Here is a 14,703-nt window from a genome sequence, read left to right as displayed (position 1 = left end):
GGCTGTAAAGTCTGTAATTTATTTACTAACCCGCCTAGTTGTAGAAGTTTATGCAAGTAATGTACAAATTGTGCGATGAGCAGTTGATTACCCTCTTTAAAAAGGGGCATTCTTCCGCATTAGAAGAGTTGGTTCACCGTCATAAAGATAAGGTGTTCACCTCTATCCTGTTACTGGTTAAAGATTCATTCCTTGCGGAAGATATTTTCCAGGACACTTTCATTAAGATTATTGACACCATCAGAGCTGAACGTTATACTGAAAAGGGAAAGTTTTTACCCTGGGCAATGCGTATTGCGCATAACCTGTGTGTGGATCATTTCCGGAAGATCAAGCGTACGCCAATGATCAGGACCGGAGATGACAAAGACATCTTTGATGTACTGGGCTTCAGCGACAGCTGTGCAGAGGAGAAGCTGATTACCCGTCAGAGTCACGACCGCGTTCGCAGAATGCTGGACATGCTGCCGGAAGAGCAGCGGGAAGTGATTATCCTGCGACACTATGCAGAATTAAGTTTTAAAGAAATTGCTGATCTCACGCAAGTGAGTATCAATACCGCACTGGGTCGGATGCGTTATGGTCTGATCAATCTCCGGAAAATGATGACGGAGAAGCAAATCTGTCTATGAGGAACCCTTTTTTTTTTGCTTGCCAGCAACGAGCGGCCGGATGTAATGTCCGACCGCTCGCTATTTTAGGGGGGTGCGGATTTTGTCTTTCTCGCTGATTACGCTGATTATACTGATTAGTTTGATTTTTACTTTTGGATTTTATAAAGGATTAAGGGAGATAGAAGCGGATATATTCGCTTTTATCTCCCTTAATCATATCAATTTTTAAGAAAATCAGAAAAAAATCCAAAAGTAAAAATCAAACTAATCAGTATAATCAGCGTAATCAGCGAGAAAGACAACATCCGCGTTAAACGCGTTCGAACACCATTGCCGCGCCCTGTCCTACTCCCACGCACATGGTGGCCAAACCATATTTGGCGCCGCTTCTCCGTTTCATTTCATGCAGCAGGGTGGCTGTGATACGTGCACCACTGCATCCCAGCGGGTGGCCAATGGCAATGGCGCCGCCATTTACATTTACGATGTCGGGATTCAATGCCAGGTCACGCATGCAGGCGAGCGACTGGGCAGCAAAGGCTTCGTTCAGTTCTGCCAGGTGCAGCTGGGCAGCTGTGATACCGGCACGCTGCAAAGCCTTTCTGGAGGCCGGCACCGGGCCTATCCCCATAATGGAAGGATCCACGCCGGCTACCGCCATACTTTTTATTTGGGCCAGCGGCTGAAGATTAAATTGCTTCAACGCTTTCTCAGATACAATTAATACTGCTGCGGCTCCATCATTGATGCCGGAAGAATTACCGGCGGTAACCGAGCCGCCTTTTGCAAATGCAGGGCGTAATCCTGAAAGCTTTTCCAGCGTAGTATCGCGGGGATGTTCATCTTTTGAAAAAATAACCTGCTCTTCTTTATTAGGCGTGATGGGCACTGCGATAATTTCATCCTGCCATTTGCCGGCATCCAGGGCTTGCCTGTAAAGGGTTTGACTCCGTAAGGCAAAAAGATCCTGCTCCTCCCGGCCAATATTCCATTGGTTCGCCACATTTTCCGCAGTTTCTCCCATAGAAAAAGGATAGTACATATCAGCCAGTTTTTTATTGGTAAAACGCCAGCCGATGGTGGAGTCATACATCTCTGTTTTGCGGCTGAAAGCACCATCCGATTTACTCATTACAAAAGGCGCGCGCGTCATGCTTTCCACGCCGCCGGCCAGGTATACATCTCCTTCACCACACATCACTGCACGGGCGGCATCCATGATGGCCTGCATACCGGAAGCGCATAAACGATTCACCGTATTGCCGGCAACCGTTACCGGCAAACCAGCCAGCAACGCAGCCATACGCGCCACATTCCGGTTATCTTCCCCGGCTTGGTTGGCAGCGCCGGCAATTACATCTTCTATTACAGCAGGATCGAGAGAAGGATTTCTTTCCATCAGCGCCTTCAACAGATGAGCCAGCAGGTCATCCGGGCGGACAGTACTCAATGCGCCCCCGTAACGGCCTATCGGCGTACGCACCGCATCTACAATGTATGCAACTTGCATGTGGTTGTTTTGGTTTATATGCAAATAAAACACATCCCGCCAACTCAACCAATAAAACATCATCCCCCTTTTGTACAGAAATTCACAAAAACCGCCAGATATAACCCTATTCCCGCCTTCCAGTAATTGTCGCTTGACTCATCACCCTGCCGGGCCTAGTTTTGCCGCTGTCATTAATTCTATCAAAAAATAACCCCAAAAATGAAACACCTTAGTAGCGTGGTGTGGCTGGCAGCCTGTATGCTCAGCACTACACCTGTAATTGTGAAAGCCCAACAACCCGCGGGCGAAAATGAGACAAACCTCTCCGAACTTTTGTACAGACCGATTAAACCCACTGCCAAAATCATGGAAGGCACGGAACCTTCCCGGCAGGTAGCAACTCCCCGTGGCGCCGTAAACGTGAGAAACCTACGCGCCGCCCCTAAGTGGAACCTGGTTACCAATAACACGGCACAACAAATCAATATCGACAACCTCCAGTTGCTGCCGGAAAAAGTGATTACTGTTAAGAAAGTGAATGCACCTCTGTATTGCACGCCTCCAACAGTAACCATCGGCTGCTGCAGCTATTCCATCAAAGACGAAGTAGCCAATAAAAACCTGATGTATGCCTCTCCTGCAGCAGTGTTCAGCAACGAAACCGATGCCCGCACTTTTGCCAGCAGCCTGTCGCCAAAAGTTCCGTTCTTCCTGCCGTATACCAACAGCAAAGTATACCCGGCCGGCGCATGGAAATATGATAACGGCAGCGGTCACGGCTCTGTAGACTTCCTTAAAACCAGCGACGCCTACGGCGCCGGCATCGATCCTACTTTTGGCGTATATGCTTCCGCCTCCGGAAAAGTGGTGACCGCCATGTGGGATCCCTTCTTCGGCAACGTGGTGATCATTGAACACAAAGCGGCAGACGGAACATCTTACCGCACCGGTTACTTCCATCTCCGTGGCGGCTTTGATCATGATGTGGCCAATGCGAAAGTTATTAAAGTGAATGACCCCAATGATAAAGATGCCCGCGATACCAAGTATAAAAAATTTGCCAACCTGCCCAACCCGTCGCAGTTACTATGGGGTACCAACGCCCAAAAGCTGAAGGTAAAAGCAGGAGATAATGTATACGCCGGCCAGCAAATTGCCTGGGCGGGCAATACAGGCTTTGGTGGCGCCGGCTGGGGACTTAACCAGGATGGTACCCCTACCAATCCCAATACCGGCAACAACCACCTTCATTTTATGCTGTGGGTGAAAAGCCCGGGTACCGGCGCCGACTGGATGGAAGTAGACCCTTATGGCGTGTATGCTACCTCAGAAAGCAGCAACAGCTCCTGCTATGAAATAGGCGCCAACGGCGGATTCAACCGCTTCTTTGCACCTTTCTATCCTTCTTTTCATAATGTACCAGTGCAGTATATTACCCAATACTGGGGCTATTATACCGGCATGGGCATGGCGCTGCAAACCCTGAGCGTACATAAATCCGGTAACCAGTACCTGGCATCCGGCTCTTTCCAGCAGGGACTTCCCGGCGCCTGGTATTGCCGCATTAACATGAACAGCACCCAGTACCAGCAATACTTCGACGAGTATTACGGAAAAGGATATATTCCCCGCCAGATCTCCGTTACCAACGATAATGCTGGTAATCCGCTGTTTACCGCCATCTGGCAGAAAAGAGGCAATGAAAACTTCGCCGCCGTACACAATGCTACAGACGAAGTATATGCCGCTAAATGGAAAACATACGTAGAACAGCAGAAAATGCGCGTAACCGAACACGTAGTATACTACGCAGGCGGTAAACGCTACCATGCAGGGGTATTTGGCAGCAGCAACCCCGGAGGATTTTACATGTATTATGGCATGAATACCACCGACTTCACCAAGAAGTTCGAGGAATTAAATAAAGCAGGTCTGATGACCGTAAACGTAAACATCGAGGAAAACGGGAGCCAGAATAACGTAGGTGGGCTCTGGTGGCCGAAAAGCAAGGCGTACTATTCTTACATGAATATGACCCCATCCGACTACCAGGCTAAATTCACCGACCTCTCTGCACAGGGATACCGCCTGTTCAGGGTACAGGGATATGACAATTCCTCCCATTTTGCCGCTATCTGGATGAAATAAGCCGAATACATCATATATAAGCGGATGCCACAGCTGGAAACGGCTGTGGCATTCAGTTTTAAGGGACATTCTGTCAGTACGCCAATATTACGTATCTTTGCAGTTACTTTCCGACTGCCGTAAGGCAGCCAACTGCTCAATTAATGATAATGAAGTCTGACAATAAAAATATCCGGCATTTAAGTTTACCGGCTTTACAGGAATATTTCGGGTCAATAGGCGAAAAGCCTTTCCGTGCAAAACAGGTATACGAGTGGCTTTGGCTGCGGCATGCCGATAGTTTTGAAGCGATGACCAACCTCTCCAAAGAATTACGACAAAAATTAACGGAGCATTTTTCCCTTCCTGCTGTAAAGGTAGACGCCGTACAGCAAAGCAATGATGGTACCATAAAGAGCCGTTTCCGCCTACATGATAATCACCTGGTAGAAGGCGTGCTGATTCCGACAGACAGCCGCCAAACCGCTTGTGTGTCCTCACAGGTAGGCTGCAGCCTGAGCTGTAAGTTTTGTGCTACCGGTTATATGGAGCGCAAACGTAACCTCGACTACGATGAAATTTATGATGAAGTGGCGCTGCTTAATAAACAGGCCCTGGAATCATCCGGCAAAAAGCTGAGCAACATTGTATTCATGGGCATGGGCGAACCCCTGCTCAACTACAAGAACGTATTACAGGCCATCGAACGCATTACTTCCCCCGACGGCCTGGGCATGTCGCCAAAACGTATTACTGTTTCAACCGCCGGCGTGGCTAAAATGATCCGCCAGCTGGGCGACGATAAAGTACGTTTTAACCTGGCATTGTCTTTACACGCCGCCAACGATAAGAAACGCAGCGAAATTATGCCTATCAACGATTCCAACAACCTGAAGGAACTGATAGACGCGCTGAATTACTTCTACAAGGCTACTGAGAACGAAATTTCTTTCGAATATATCCTCTTCAAAGATTTTAACGACTCAAAAGAAGATGCTGATGAGCTGATTAAAATATACAGGCAGGTCCCTGCTGATCTGGTAAACATCATCGAATACAACCCGATTGATATGGCCCGGTTCCAGAAACCGGACGCCAAAAAAGCAGAAGAGTTCATGGAATATCTTGCCAAAAACCGGGTGAATGCAAGGTTGCGTCGCAGCCGTGGTAAAGATATTGATGCTGCATGCGGACAACTCGCCAATAAAGGCTGATTCTATAATAATATATCTACTGGTCATGTACGCATGATCATCAATCAATAATAATTTATGAAGAAAAAACAACCTGCTAAAAAAGGGTTTGGTCCATCAAGGGATAACAAATTTGGTAAAAGCGACAAACCAGCAGGCAACCGCAATCGCTCCTCCGCTGATGGCGAAAGGCCAGGAAGAGCATCTGCAAAAGATAACCGCAGCGCTGACGACAGTTCCTCATCCCGCAAGCCCCGCTTTGGTGGCGAAAGCGCTGGTGACGAAAAACCTGCTTTCCGCAAACGTACGTTCGACAGCAACGGCAGACCTGCCCGTAAAAAAGGCCCGGCTACCGATAGCTTTGGAAATGATAAACCTCAACGCGGCAAACGCAGCACCGGCAGCAGCGAAGAGAAACCTCCGTTCAAACGCAGCTTCGGCGAAAAAGGCGAAGAAAAACGCTCCTTCGGCAGAAGTGATGATAAACGTTCCTTTGGTAAAAGCGACGATAAACGTTCGTTTGGAAAAAGTGACGACAAGCGTTCTTTCGGTAAAAGCGACGACAAACGTTCCTTTGGCCGCGATGAGAAACCAGGCGCACGCAAACGTTTCGACAAAGACGAAAAGCCTTTCCACAAACGCAGCAACGACAACGACTTTAAAGACCGGAAAGATAAACCAGATGGCGATCGCGCTTTCAGCGCTTTCAGAAGAGACGGAGAACGCCCGGAACGCGTACGCAGCTTCGATAAAGAAGAAGGCAGTGAAAGAGCTCCCCGCAAACGTACTTACGGTGCAGGAGCAGCTAAGAAAACTGACGACAGCAGCGCTTTTCATTTCCACGGAGAAAAGAAAAAAGGTGGAAAAGAAACTCCCAGTGGCTTCAACCGCAAGAAATTCTTTGATAAAACCAACGAACGCTTCGCCGATAAACAAGATAAAAAAAAAGGCACAAAAGTAAGAGGCGCTAACGACCACGAACATACGAACGAAGGCAAAGAAAGCATATTTGGCCCCGGTGAAATGCCGCTGAACAAATTTGTGGCCCATTGTGGTCTTTGCTCCCGCAGAAAAGCAGTAGACCTGATCAAAGAAGGCAAGGTAACGGTGAATGGCAAAGTGGTTACAGAACCCGCTACCAAAGTAACCAGCAGCGATGTGGTAACTATGCAGGATAAAAAAATTACCCCGACTAAAAACCTGGTGTACATTCTCCTGAATAAACCCAAAGGCTACATTACCACCACCGATGATCCGGAAGGCCGCAAAACTGTAATGGACCTGATCCAGGACGCTACAGAAAATGAAAGGGTATATCCCGTAGGACGCCTCGACCGCAATACTTCCGGTTTATTGCTGCTCACCAATGATGGTGAACTGGCGCAACGCCTGGCGCATCCTAAACACAATATCAAAAAGATTTACCAGGTAGAACTGGATAAACCATTGACTAAAACCGACTTCGAGCAAATCATTGCAGGCGTAACCCTGGAAGATGGCGTAGCACTGGTAGATGCACTGGGTTATGTAGATCCGAAAGATAAAAAGCAAGTAGGCATCGAAATTCACAGTGGTAAAAACCGTATTGTCCGCCGTATCTTTGAACACCTGGAGTATACAGTGGAAAAGCTGGACCGTGTAATGTATGCCGGTCTAACCAAAAAAACACTGAACCGTGGCCAGTGGCGCTTCCTCAATGAGAAAGAAGTAATCCTGCTGAAACACTTTAAAAAATAACTGCCGAATTACGGAATGCGATTATCTGAACATATTATACTAGAAACGCCTGATTTTGTTGTAGTAAACAAGCCTTCAGGAATGCTTACGCTGCCCGACCGTCATGATAATGAGCTAACCTCCCTGATAGCGATCATGAAAAAGGCTTACGGCGAAATATTCACGGTACACCGGCTCGACCGCGAAACCAGTGGCATTATCCTGTTTGCCCGCAACGAAGCAGCGCATAAATATTTCTCGCAGCTTTTTGAAAGCCGGGATGTAAAAAAGTTTTACCTCGGACTGGTGAGCGGCCAGCCGATGCCTAAGCAGGGAAATGTAAGCGAAGGAATCATGGAGCATCCGGTACAGAAGGGAAAGATGGTTACTAACCGTAAAGGGAAACCATCTTCTACAGATTATGAAGTGCTGGAGGAATTTGGTCTTTACAGCCTGGTGAGGATGCAGATCCATACCGGCCGTACCCACCAGATCAGGGTGCACATGAAGTACCTGGGGCATCCCATTGCGGTAGATGAATTTTATGGCAGCGCACAACCGGTGCTGTTATCTTCTATCAAGAAAAAATTCAAATTAGGCAAGCACACGGAAGAAGAGCGGCCATTACTCAGCAGGCTTGCCCTGCATGCGTCCATGCTGATCTTCAAAGATCCTTCCGGTAAAGAATATACAATAGAGGCGCCGCTGCCCAAAGACATGAGCGCCCTGCTCACGCAACTGCGGAAACACCGTGGTAAGCAGCCAGCAGGCGAAGAATAAAAAAGAAAGGGACGTGTAATGTACACGGCCCTTTCTTTTTATATTTTATTTTACCAGCTCTCCGGCCTTACCCAGATTAGCTGCTATTGTATTCCCGTTTTCAAGATAGATCTTACCATCCCTGTAAACAGCCGTGCATGTTTTCCCATCCCTGAAATAGTTTCCCGGAACGGGAATATCTCCTTCCCTTCCCAGCTTGACCGGTGCTTTAAACCTGTCAATAATCCATTCACCGGTTGAAGGTCGGAATACAGCCATTTCAGCCCTGCCATCACCATCATAATCACCGGGAACGGGGATATCACCCGGCACATGTTTTACCTGCAACGGGATATTTCCCAAACTTGTTTGCCACAATGAATTGTCTGTACGAAATATGCCTACATCCAGCATACCATCTCCATCATAGTCTGCCGGAACGGGAATCCCGTTTTTATGTCCGAACCGGATACTGTCCATGCCATCAAAATACCAGGTAAGCGTAGATGGACGATACACTGCCGCCTCTGCAAAACCATCGCCGTCATAATCTCCGCACACCGGGATATCACCCGGCTGACCAAGCGCAACTACTTCCCCGCCCTGCATATAAAACTTACCTTCTGAAGGCCGGAATACTGCAAGCTCCGTTTTGCCGTCCCCGTTATAATCAGCTGGTGCTGGAATATCTCCCGCCTTGCCAAACTCAATATCTTTCTGTCCTGCTATCTTCCATAAGCCACCGGAAAAGAAGGCGATATCCGTAAGCTGGTCATTGTCATAATCGTGGTAGCGGGCTACCGTGGTATGATGCAACCAGGGAAGTGTAAACTCACTATCCGCATCCTTTTCCTCTTCGCCGGTATAAGGCGAAAATGTGCGGACACTGATCAGGTCTTTTGATTTCGAAAACTTCATCAAACGCATTAATCCATGACCACCACCTGGCCGGCTTTGGTAGTCCGATAAAAACGACCGGATAACATTCCCTGCGTAACCATCCTGGCGATACCCTTCGCCGTTATCCCCCACATGTCCTGATAAGGTTAACATCACGTTGGGATAACTTTTTAACCGGTCGAACATACGTTGGGCTTGTTTTGAAAACTTCGGGAATCCCTTCCTGTTGGTACCTGGCGTCTTATTAAAATGAAGGATAGAATGACTCACCAATATCGCCTTCCTGTCGCTGTATTTTTCGAGTACCTGGCTGGCCCACCTGTTCATTCCTTCAATATCTTCCCCATAAGAATCGTACTCTATAAAGATGCTGATAAATGGAATGCCGCCGGCTTCAAAAAGATCATAGTGACTGTCGTTGTTATCGCCATAGTGACCACCATACCATTTTTTATCTTTAAAATGCCCGATGCCGAAATACTTATTGTACTGATCTGTTTTACCGCTTAGCGGATACTGACTTTTCGTTTGATCATGATTTCCTACGGCCATGCCATACGGAATCCCTTGCGGATAACCGGGTTGCGGTTTTTCCAGCACATACATGGATGCAGCTGCATTTACCCATTGTTGCGGAAACTTTTCACCGTCGTCAGATATATCTCCCAGGTGAATCACATATTTGATGTTTTCCTTTGCTGCATTTTTTACGATCCATTCTGTTTGTGCAGTAAACATTTCTTTCTTCCCACCGTTCTTCTCCGCGGTGTAATACTGGGTATCAGGGAGTATGGCAATTGAAAACTCGTCTTCCTCTTTTTGTTGTGTATTGCTAAAGCTACTGGTAGTTAACAGTAGCAGTATACAAAAGCCTCTTTTCATCATCATAATATGCTGGTTTGAAAACTATTAAAAATACCCGGGGTTCTGGATGATCTTTGGATTGAGCCCGACCTCGTTTTGTGGTATTGGGAACAGCAGGTGATGCTGATCGATCACGTATGCATCTGATGAAAGATAGGGAAGTTGTTCCCTGATTTTTATGCCAAAGGTGTTGATCACAGATATTGCCTTACCACTTCTGAGCAGGTCTGTCCAGCGATGGTTTTCAAATGCCAGTTCCACCCTGCGTTCGTGAAAAATAGCGGCACGCAGCTGAGTTGGATCTGTATTCGTGTAGTCGGCCAGTCCCGCTCTTCTCCTTACTTTGTTCAGTGGCGCCAGTGCGTCGGACGATTTACCCTGTTCATTTAAGGCCTCTGCCAGTAACAATAATGCGTCGGAAAAACGATAAATTGGGAAGTCGTCACCAGATCCGGTAGGTGATTCCAACGGAGCATGCAAATACTTTTTTATGTAGGGAACACCAATTTTCCCCGTTGCAGGCACGTAATTGATGATGCTTTTGGCAGCTGAATAATTGAAATACCTGCTGGCATCGTAAGTACCTTCTGCAATACCGATAGATGCATCCAGGCGTTTGTCGCCGGATTCAAAATCATTGATCAGATCATCGCTGGGCGTATTCCATCCACCTGTGCCCGTATTGTCAATAGAGATACCTGTTAACAGTTTGGTATCCTTACTTCTTGGTAAAAAATTAAAAGGCAGCACATTAGGCGTAGCTCCTGTTAGTGTACCGCCGAGAAACTGGATTTCAAAAACAGATTCCTTACCATTCTTATTGGCTGGCATAAATGCATCTGCATAGTTGGCGTTAAGGTCATAACCCATAGCCAGCATACTGTTTAACAGCTTCTCCGCGTCCGACCATTTTTTCTGTAAGGCATACACTTCCGCAAGCAACAGGGTAGCCGAACCTTTTGTAGCCTCTCCTGTTTGCGGAAACTTTGAAGGCGGCGCCAACTCGGCGATAGCGTCCTGTGCATCAGCAATGATCTGGGCATATACTTCTGCTTCAGTTGAGCGGGCCTTAAATGCGTCTTCCGCCGTGGTTACTTCTTTTATAAACAGTGGAACTCCACCATATAACCGTACGAGTTTAAAATAATTCAGGGCCCTTAAAAATTTGGCCTGTCCATCCAGGGTGGCCTTTACTTCATCTTTAAGATCCGCGCCTTTTAATCTTTCAATAATGATATTACAACGGGAGATTCCGGTGTAACTATGCTGCCAGGTGGCGGCAACATAAGCGTTGGTAGAAGTATTGGTAAAATCGGAGATATTTTCACGTTCCACGATGGAAGTACCCCTGTTACCAGGTATAGCCTGGTAAATGGTATTATCCGAGTGCATCTCTGAAGTAAAGTAATCATTCACAAGCACATCTCTGAGCGGCGCATAAGCAGCCACTACGGCCGATCTGAACTGTTGTTCTGTTTTATAGAATACGCCGTCGGTATACGTATCTTCCGGCGCCCGTTCAATAAAGTCCTTGGTGCAGGATGTTGTTGCTGCACACAAAAGGGCAATCACTGCATATAGCTTTTTCATATTTTGTCAGCGTTAAATGATTATTTAAATGTGGTGGTGAATCCAAGAGAAAAGGTTCTTGGTATAGGGTAGGCATTTTCATCTACACCAACACCTGAGGTAGGATCAGCTCCGCCCACATTTATTTCCGGATTCATCCCTGAATATCCTGTTAATACAAACGCCTGCTGCACAGAAGCAAACACCCGCAGGTTCTTTATCATTGCATTTCGTAAAGGCACGGTGTATCCGAGTGTTATATTTTTAGCGGTCAGGTAAGATCCGTCTTCAATCCACTGGCTGTTTACCTGCCGTCCCATGGCCGTGGTACCTGATTTGGTACGCGGATAAATACCGGAACCTGGATTCTCTTCTGAGCGCCAGCGGTCGGCCGCTGCGGCTAACAGAAGACGTGAACCGTCCATGTTGGTCTGATACGCCCATTTAGCGGCGTTCAGGATCTTTTCGCCAACAGAAAAGGTCATGTCAATATTCAGGTCAAAGTTTTTATACCGGAAGTTGTTGACGATGCCACCGGTAAATGCAGGTGTGGGATCGCCAATAAAAGTGCGGTCGTTCACGTCGTCAATTACGCCGTCGCCGTTGATGTCCTTTACTTTTATAGTGCCGATATCCGAGTTACCATTGGGCTTGGCGGTGGTACTTAAATACTTGGGGGAGTTGGCCAGGTCGGCAGCATCTTTATACAATCCTTCAAAAACAAATCCATAAAATTCACCCAGATGGTGCCCTACCTGCTGACGGTAATAATCAGAACTCACCGTTACATTTCTCCTGATATAACCGGGATCCACGAGGTTGGTGATCAGGTTCCTGTCGAAAGACAGCACCAGGTTAGTGTTCCATTTCAGGTTGCCTGTGAGGTTTTTAGAACTTACAGAGAATTCATGTCCCCACATTTTGAGTTCGCCCACATTAAAAATGATCTGGCTAAACCCGGACGATGTAGGTATGGAACGTTGCTGAATGAGGCCGTCGGTTAATTTGCGGTAGTAATCGTAAGTAAAGGTGAGGCGGTTATCTAATACGCCCAATTCCAGGCCAATGTCAAACTGTTTGTTGCGCTCCCATCTCAGGTCTTTATTGGGAAGCCGGTTGATGGTTTGCCCCTGGGTAACCACGTTATTAAAGTTGTAGTAATAAGTACCAATAGTGGCCTGCGGATCATAGTTACCGGCAAAGAAGTTATTACCGGTGATCCCGTAACTCGCGCGGAGCTTGAGGAAGTTAACGCCTTTGATATTCTTCATAAATGATTCATCGCTAACAACCCAACCCGCAGCTACTGACGGGAAGCTGCCCCACTGTGTATTCATTCCGAATTTTGAAGATCCATCGCGCCGGAGTGCTGCCGACAAAAGATATTTCCCTTTATAATTATAATTCAGCCGGCCTATTGTTGACAGCAATGAATAAGATCCCGTACTACTGCTACCGGTAACACTTGTGGCAGCGCTGAGGTATTCGATATCATCGCTGGTAAACCCCAAACCTGTAAGGGTATTGCTATAGCTGCTGAATTCCTGCGCAGAATAGCCTACCAATGCTTCTATATTATGATCTTTAAAGAAGGTTTTATTATATACGAGGTTTCCTTCTGCGGTCCATGAACCGTTATCAACCGCCGAGCTGGTTCCGGTGGTTTGCCCTTGTGTACCTGTCACCAACCCTGACTGGAAATACTTACGGGTTTCAGCTCCTTTATCTGCCGCCAGATTAGCCTTGACACTTAGTCCCGGCAAGAATTCATAGTTCAGGTAAACGTTGCCCAGTATCCGCGTTGTTTTGTAATCGTCGTTGGTTAATTCATAGGTAGCCAGTGGGTTGATATAGGCCACCATACCGGGAGAAGAAACGTTGCGTGTGTAGGTACCATCTGCATTGTAAGGACTTGCCAGCGGGCTGGCCTCGAAGAACCTTTCAAAGTATCCTCCCACGCCATCACTATTCAGCCGGTTATTATGATCCAACCTGTAGCTGGGCGCCAGGTTAAAACCTAATTTTAGTTTATTGTTTTCAGTAGTAAAATCCTGGTTAAAACGCATGGAATATAACCTGGTGCCGGTATTGATCAACACGCCCTGTTGCTCCTGGTAGCCGGCTATTACGGTGGAGGAAGAGTGTTCACGGGCCGACCGTACCGTGAGGTCATAACTTTGAATGGGGGCTGTTCTGGTTAACAATTTAAACCAGTTCGTTCCTTCTCCATACTGCTCAGGGTTGTCGTAAGCCGCATGATAATCGGCAGATACTGAATAGCCAGGTTCATACTTCAATCCATCTTCTGCACGTTCCTTCATGAATGTTGCAAACTCTCTTGCCGTCATCATCTTCGGCAACTTACCTGTTGGAATTTTCTGTAACCCATAGTAGCTTGAAAATTCAATTTTCGCATCGCCTGGTTTTGCATGTTTGGTAGTAATGAGTACCACACCGTTTGCGGCTCTTGATCCATACAATGCGGTAGCGGAGGCGTCTTTAAGAAAACTATAGCTTTCTATTTCTGCAGGGTTGATGTTGTTGATACTTCCTGTGATGGGGTTGCCATCAATTACAAAAAGCGGCTGGTTGCTTGAGTAAAAGGAGGCTGCACCGCGGATAATAAAGCCCATACCACGTCCGGGCTGGCCGCTGGTTTGTGACACCTGCACGCCTGCTACTTTTCCCTGCAACTGCTGGGCAAACTGTGTTACCGGCATATCCTGCAGGGAGGCTGCTTCTACTGTTGCAATGGAACCTGTGATCTCGCGGCTTTTCTGTTTACCATAACTAACCACCACTTCTGTGAGCTTGTTATCAGCCAGCTGCATGGAAAAATCAAGCGAGGTGGTTTTTCCTTCTTTTATAACAATGCTGTTCGATTTCTGAGACCTGAACGAAACATAAGATACTTCCAGTGTATAGTTGCCGGGTTTAAGATTGAACGTATAATCGCCGTTAGCATTGCTTTGAACAACCTGGCCGGTTTCCAACGCCCTGATGGTTGCACCAGGCAATGGTGCTCCTTTTTCATCCACCACTCTTCCTGATAATTTACCCGGCTCCTGCGGAACAGGTTTGGTATCAATCACAACATAGCCTTCTACCAATTTATAATCGAGGCTGGTAGATTCCAATACTTTTTCGATCAGGTATTTTACGGTGGAATGATCCGAATCAATACTGATTTTTTGCTTGAGACCTGCCATCAGTTTTTCCGGCAGTACAAACCGGATCCCGCTCTTTGCCTGGATAGCCAACAGGCTTTCTTTCACGCTGGCACGATCCAGCTTAACAGCAATTACTTTGTCCAGTTGCTGGGCACGGGCATTTCCAGCCAGCAGCACGCCAATAAATGTGAGCTGTGCGATTAAAAGTATACATGAACATCTCATCATAAACTTAATTGTGGGATGTAATCCTTTTTGCATTAATTTTTGTATTAGTAGTTGGCCCGGCGTCAGCCGGA

The 14,703-nt window shown here is 47.0% G+C and carries 9 protein-coding genes; 5 read left to right on the top strand and 4 right to left on the bottom strand.

Annotation, left to right across the window (positions count from 1 at the left end; genetic code table 11):
* The first annotated feature begins 50 nt into the window (after positions 1-50).
* Complete coding sequence (locus QFZ48_RS13385; protein WP_235015960.1) at positions 51-632, top strand: RNA polymerase sigma factor; 582 nt, start codon at positions 51-53, stop codon at positions 630-632.
* A 292-nt stretch (positions 633-924) separates the two neighbouring features.
* On the opposite strand, the gene QFZ48_RS13380 is transcribed toward QFZ48_RS13385, so the two are convergent.
* Complete coding sequence (locus QFZ48_RS13380; protein ID WP_429062598.1) at positions 925-2,124, bottom strand: thiolase family protein; 1,200 nt, start codon at positions 2,122-2,124, stop codon at positions 925-927.
* Between the two features lie 201 nt (positions 2,125-2,325).
* Here QFZ48_RS13380 and QFZ48_RS13375 point away from each other — a divergent pair, with 201 nt between their 5' ends.
* The 4 genes from QFZ48_RS13375 (at position 2,326) to QFZ48_RS13360 (ending at position 7,922) form a co-directional block, all read left to right on the top strand.
* Positions 2,326-4,254: a hypothetical protein gene (locus QFZ48_RS13375; RefSeq protein WP_429042239.1), complete on the top strand. Its 1,929-nt coding sequence runs from the start codon at positions 2,326-2,328 to the stop codon at positions 4,252-4,254.
* A gap of 149 nt (positions 4,255-4,403) precedes the next feature.
* Positions 4,404-5,447: a 23S rRNA (adenine(2503)-C(2))-methyltransferase RlmN gene (rlmN, locus tag QFZ48_RS13370; RefSeq protein ID WP_370908440.1), complete on the top strand. Its 1,044-nt coding sequence runs from the start codon at positions 4,404-4,406 to the stop codon at positions 5,445-5,447.
* A 57-nt stretch (positions 5,448-5,504) separates the two neighbouring features.
* On the top strand, positions 5,505-7,163 hold the full coding sequence (locus QFZ48_RS13365) for a pseudouridine synthase (protein ID WP_429042242.1): 1,659 nt from the start codon (positions 5,505-5,507) through the stop codon (positions 7,161-7,163).
* Positions 7,164-7,178: 15 nt separating this feature from the next.
* Positions 7,179-7,922 carry an RluA family pseudouridine synthase gene (locus QFZ48_RS13360; RefSeq protein WP_370908442.1) on the top strand — a complete coding sequence of 248 codons (744 nt, stop codon included), beginning with the start codon at positions 7,179-7,181 and terminating at the stop codon, positions 7,920-7,922.
* A 45-nt stretch (positions 7,923-7,967) separates the two neighbouring features.
* Here QFZ48_RS13360 and QFZ48_RS13355 read toward each other — a convergent pair whose 3' ends face one another.
* The 3 genes from QFZ48_RS13355 to QFZ48_RS13345 are packed head-to-tail and all read right to left on the bottom strand — an operon-like array spanning position 7,968 to position 14,632.
* Positions 7,968-9,689, bottom strand: a complete 1,722-nt coding sequence (locus QFZ48_RS13355) for a metallophosphoesterase (RefSeq protein ID WP_429062596.1) — start codon at positions 9,687-9,689, stop codon at positions 7,968-7,970.
* A gap of 21 nt (positions 9,690-9,710) precedes the next feature.
* Complete coding sequence (locus QFZ48_RS13350; RefSeq protein ID WP_429062595.1) at positions 9,711-11,255, bottom strand: RagB/SusD family nutrient uptake outer membrane protein; 1,545 nt, start codon at positions 11,253-11,255, stop codon at positions 9,711-9,713.
* Positions 11,256-11,275: 20 nt separating this feature from the next.
* Positions 11,276-14,632 carry a SusC/RagA family TonB-linked outer membrane protein gene (locus QFZ48_RS13345; RefSeq protein WP_429062593.1) on the bottom strand — a complete coding sequence of 1,119 codons (3,357 nt, stop codon included), beginning with the start codon at positions 14,630-14,632 and terminating at the stop codon, positions 11,276-11,278.
* Positions 14,633-14,703: the final 71 nt, after the last annotated feature.

Origin of the sequence: Chitinophaga sp. W2I13 (assembly GCF_050434005.1) — a bacterium.
Classification (GTDB): domain Bacteria; phylum Bacteroidota; class Bacteroidia; order Chitinophagales; family Chitinophagaceae; genus Chitinophaga.
Note: the sequence above shows the minus strand (reverse complement) of the source record. Positions and strands in the feature narration are given on the sequence as shown.

Bases quoted from the DNA above. Each gene is read 5' to 3' on its own strand.
- QFZ48_RS13355 (WP_429062596.1), bottom strand. From the start codon at position 9,689: ATGATGATGAAAAGAGGCTTTTGTATACTGCTACTGTTAACTACCAGT.
- QFZ48_RS13380 (WP_429062598.1), bottom strand. From the start codon at position 2,124: ATGCAAGTTGCATACATTGTAGATGCGGTGCGTACGCCGATAGGCCGT.
- rlmN (WP_370908440.1), top strand. From the start codon at position 4,404: ATGAAGTCTGACAATAAAAATATCCGGCATTTAAGTTTACCGGCTTTA.
- QFZ48_RS13360 (WP_370908442.1), top strand. From the start codon at position 7,179: ATGCGATTATCTGAACATATTATACTAGAAACGCCTGATTTTGTTGTA.
- QFZ48_RS13345 (WP_429062593.1), bottom strand. From the start codon at position 14,632: ATGATGAGATGTTCATGTATACTTTTAATCGCACAGCTCACATTTATT.
- QFZ48_RS13365 (WP_429042242.1), top strand. From the start codon at position 5,505: ATGAAGAAAAAACAACCTGCTAAAAAAGGGTTTGGTCCATCAAGGGAT.
- QFZ48_RS13385 (WP_235015960.1), top strand. From the start codon at position 51: ATGCAAGTAATGTACAAATTGTGCGATGAGCAGTTGATTACCCTCTTT.
- QFZ48_RS13350 (WP_429062595.1), bottom strand. From the start codon at position 11,255: ATGAAAAAGCTATATGCAGTGATTGCCCTTTTGTGTGCAGCAACAACA.
- QFZ48_RS13375 (WP_429042239.1), top strand. From the start codon at position 2,326: ATGAAACACCTTAGTAGCGTGGTGTGGCTGGCAGCCTGTATGCTCAGC.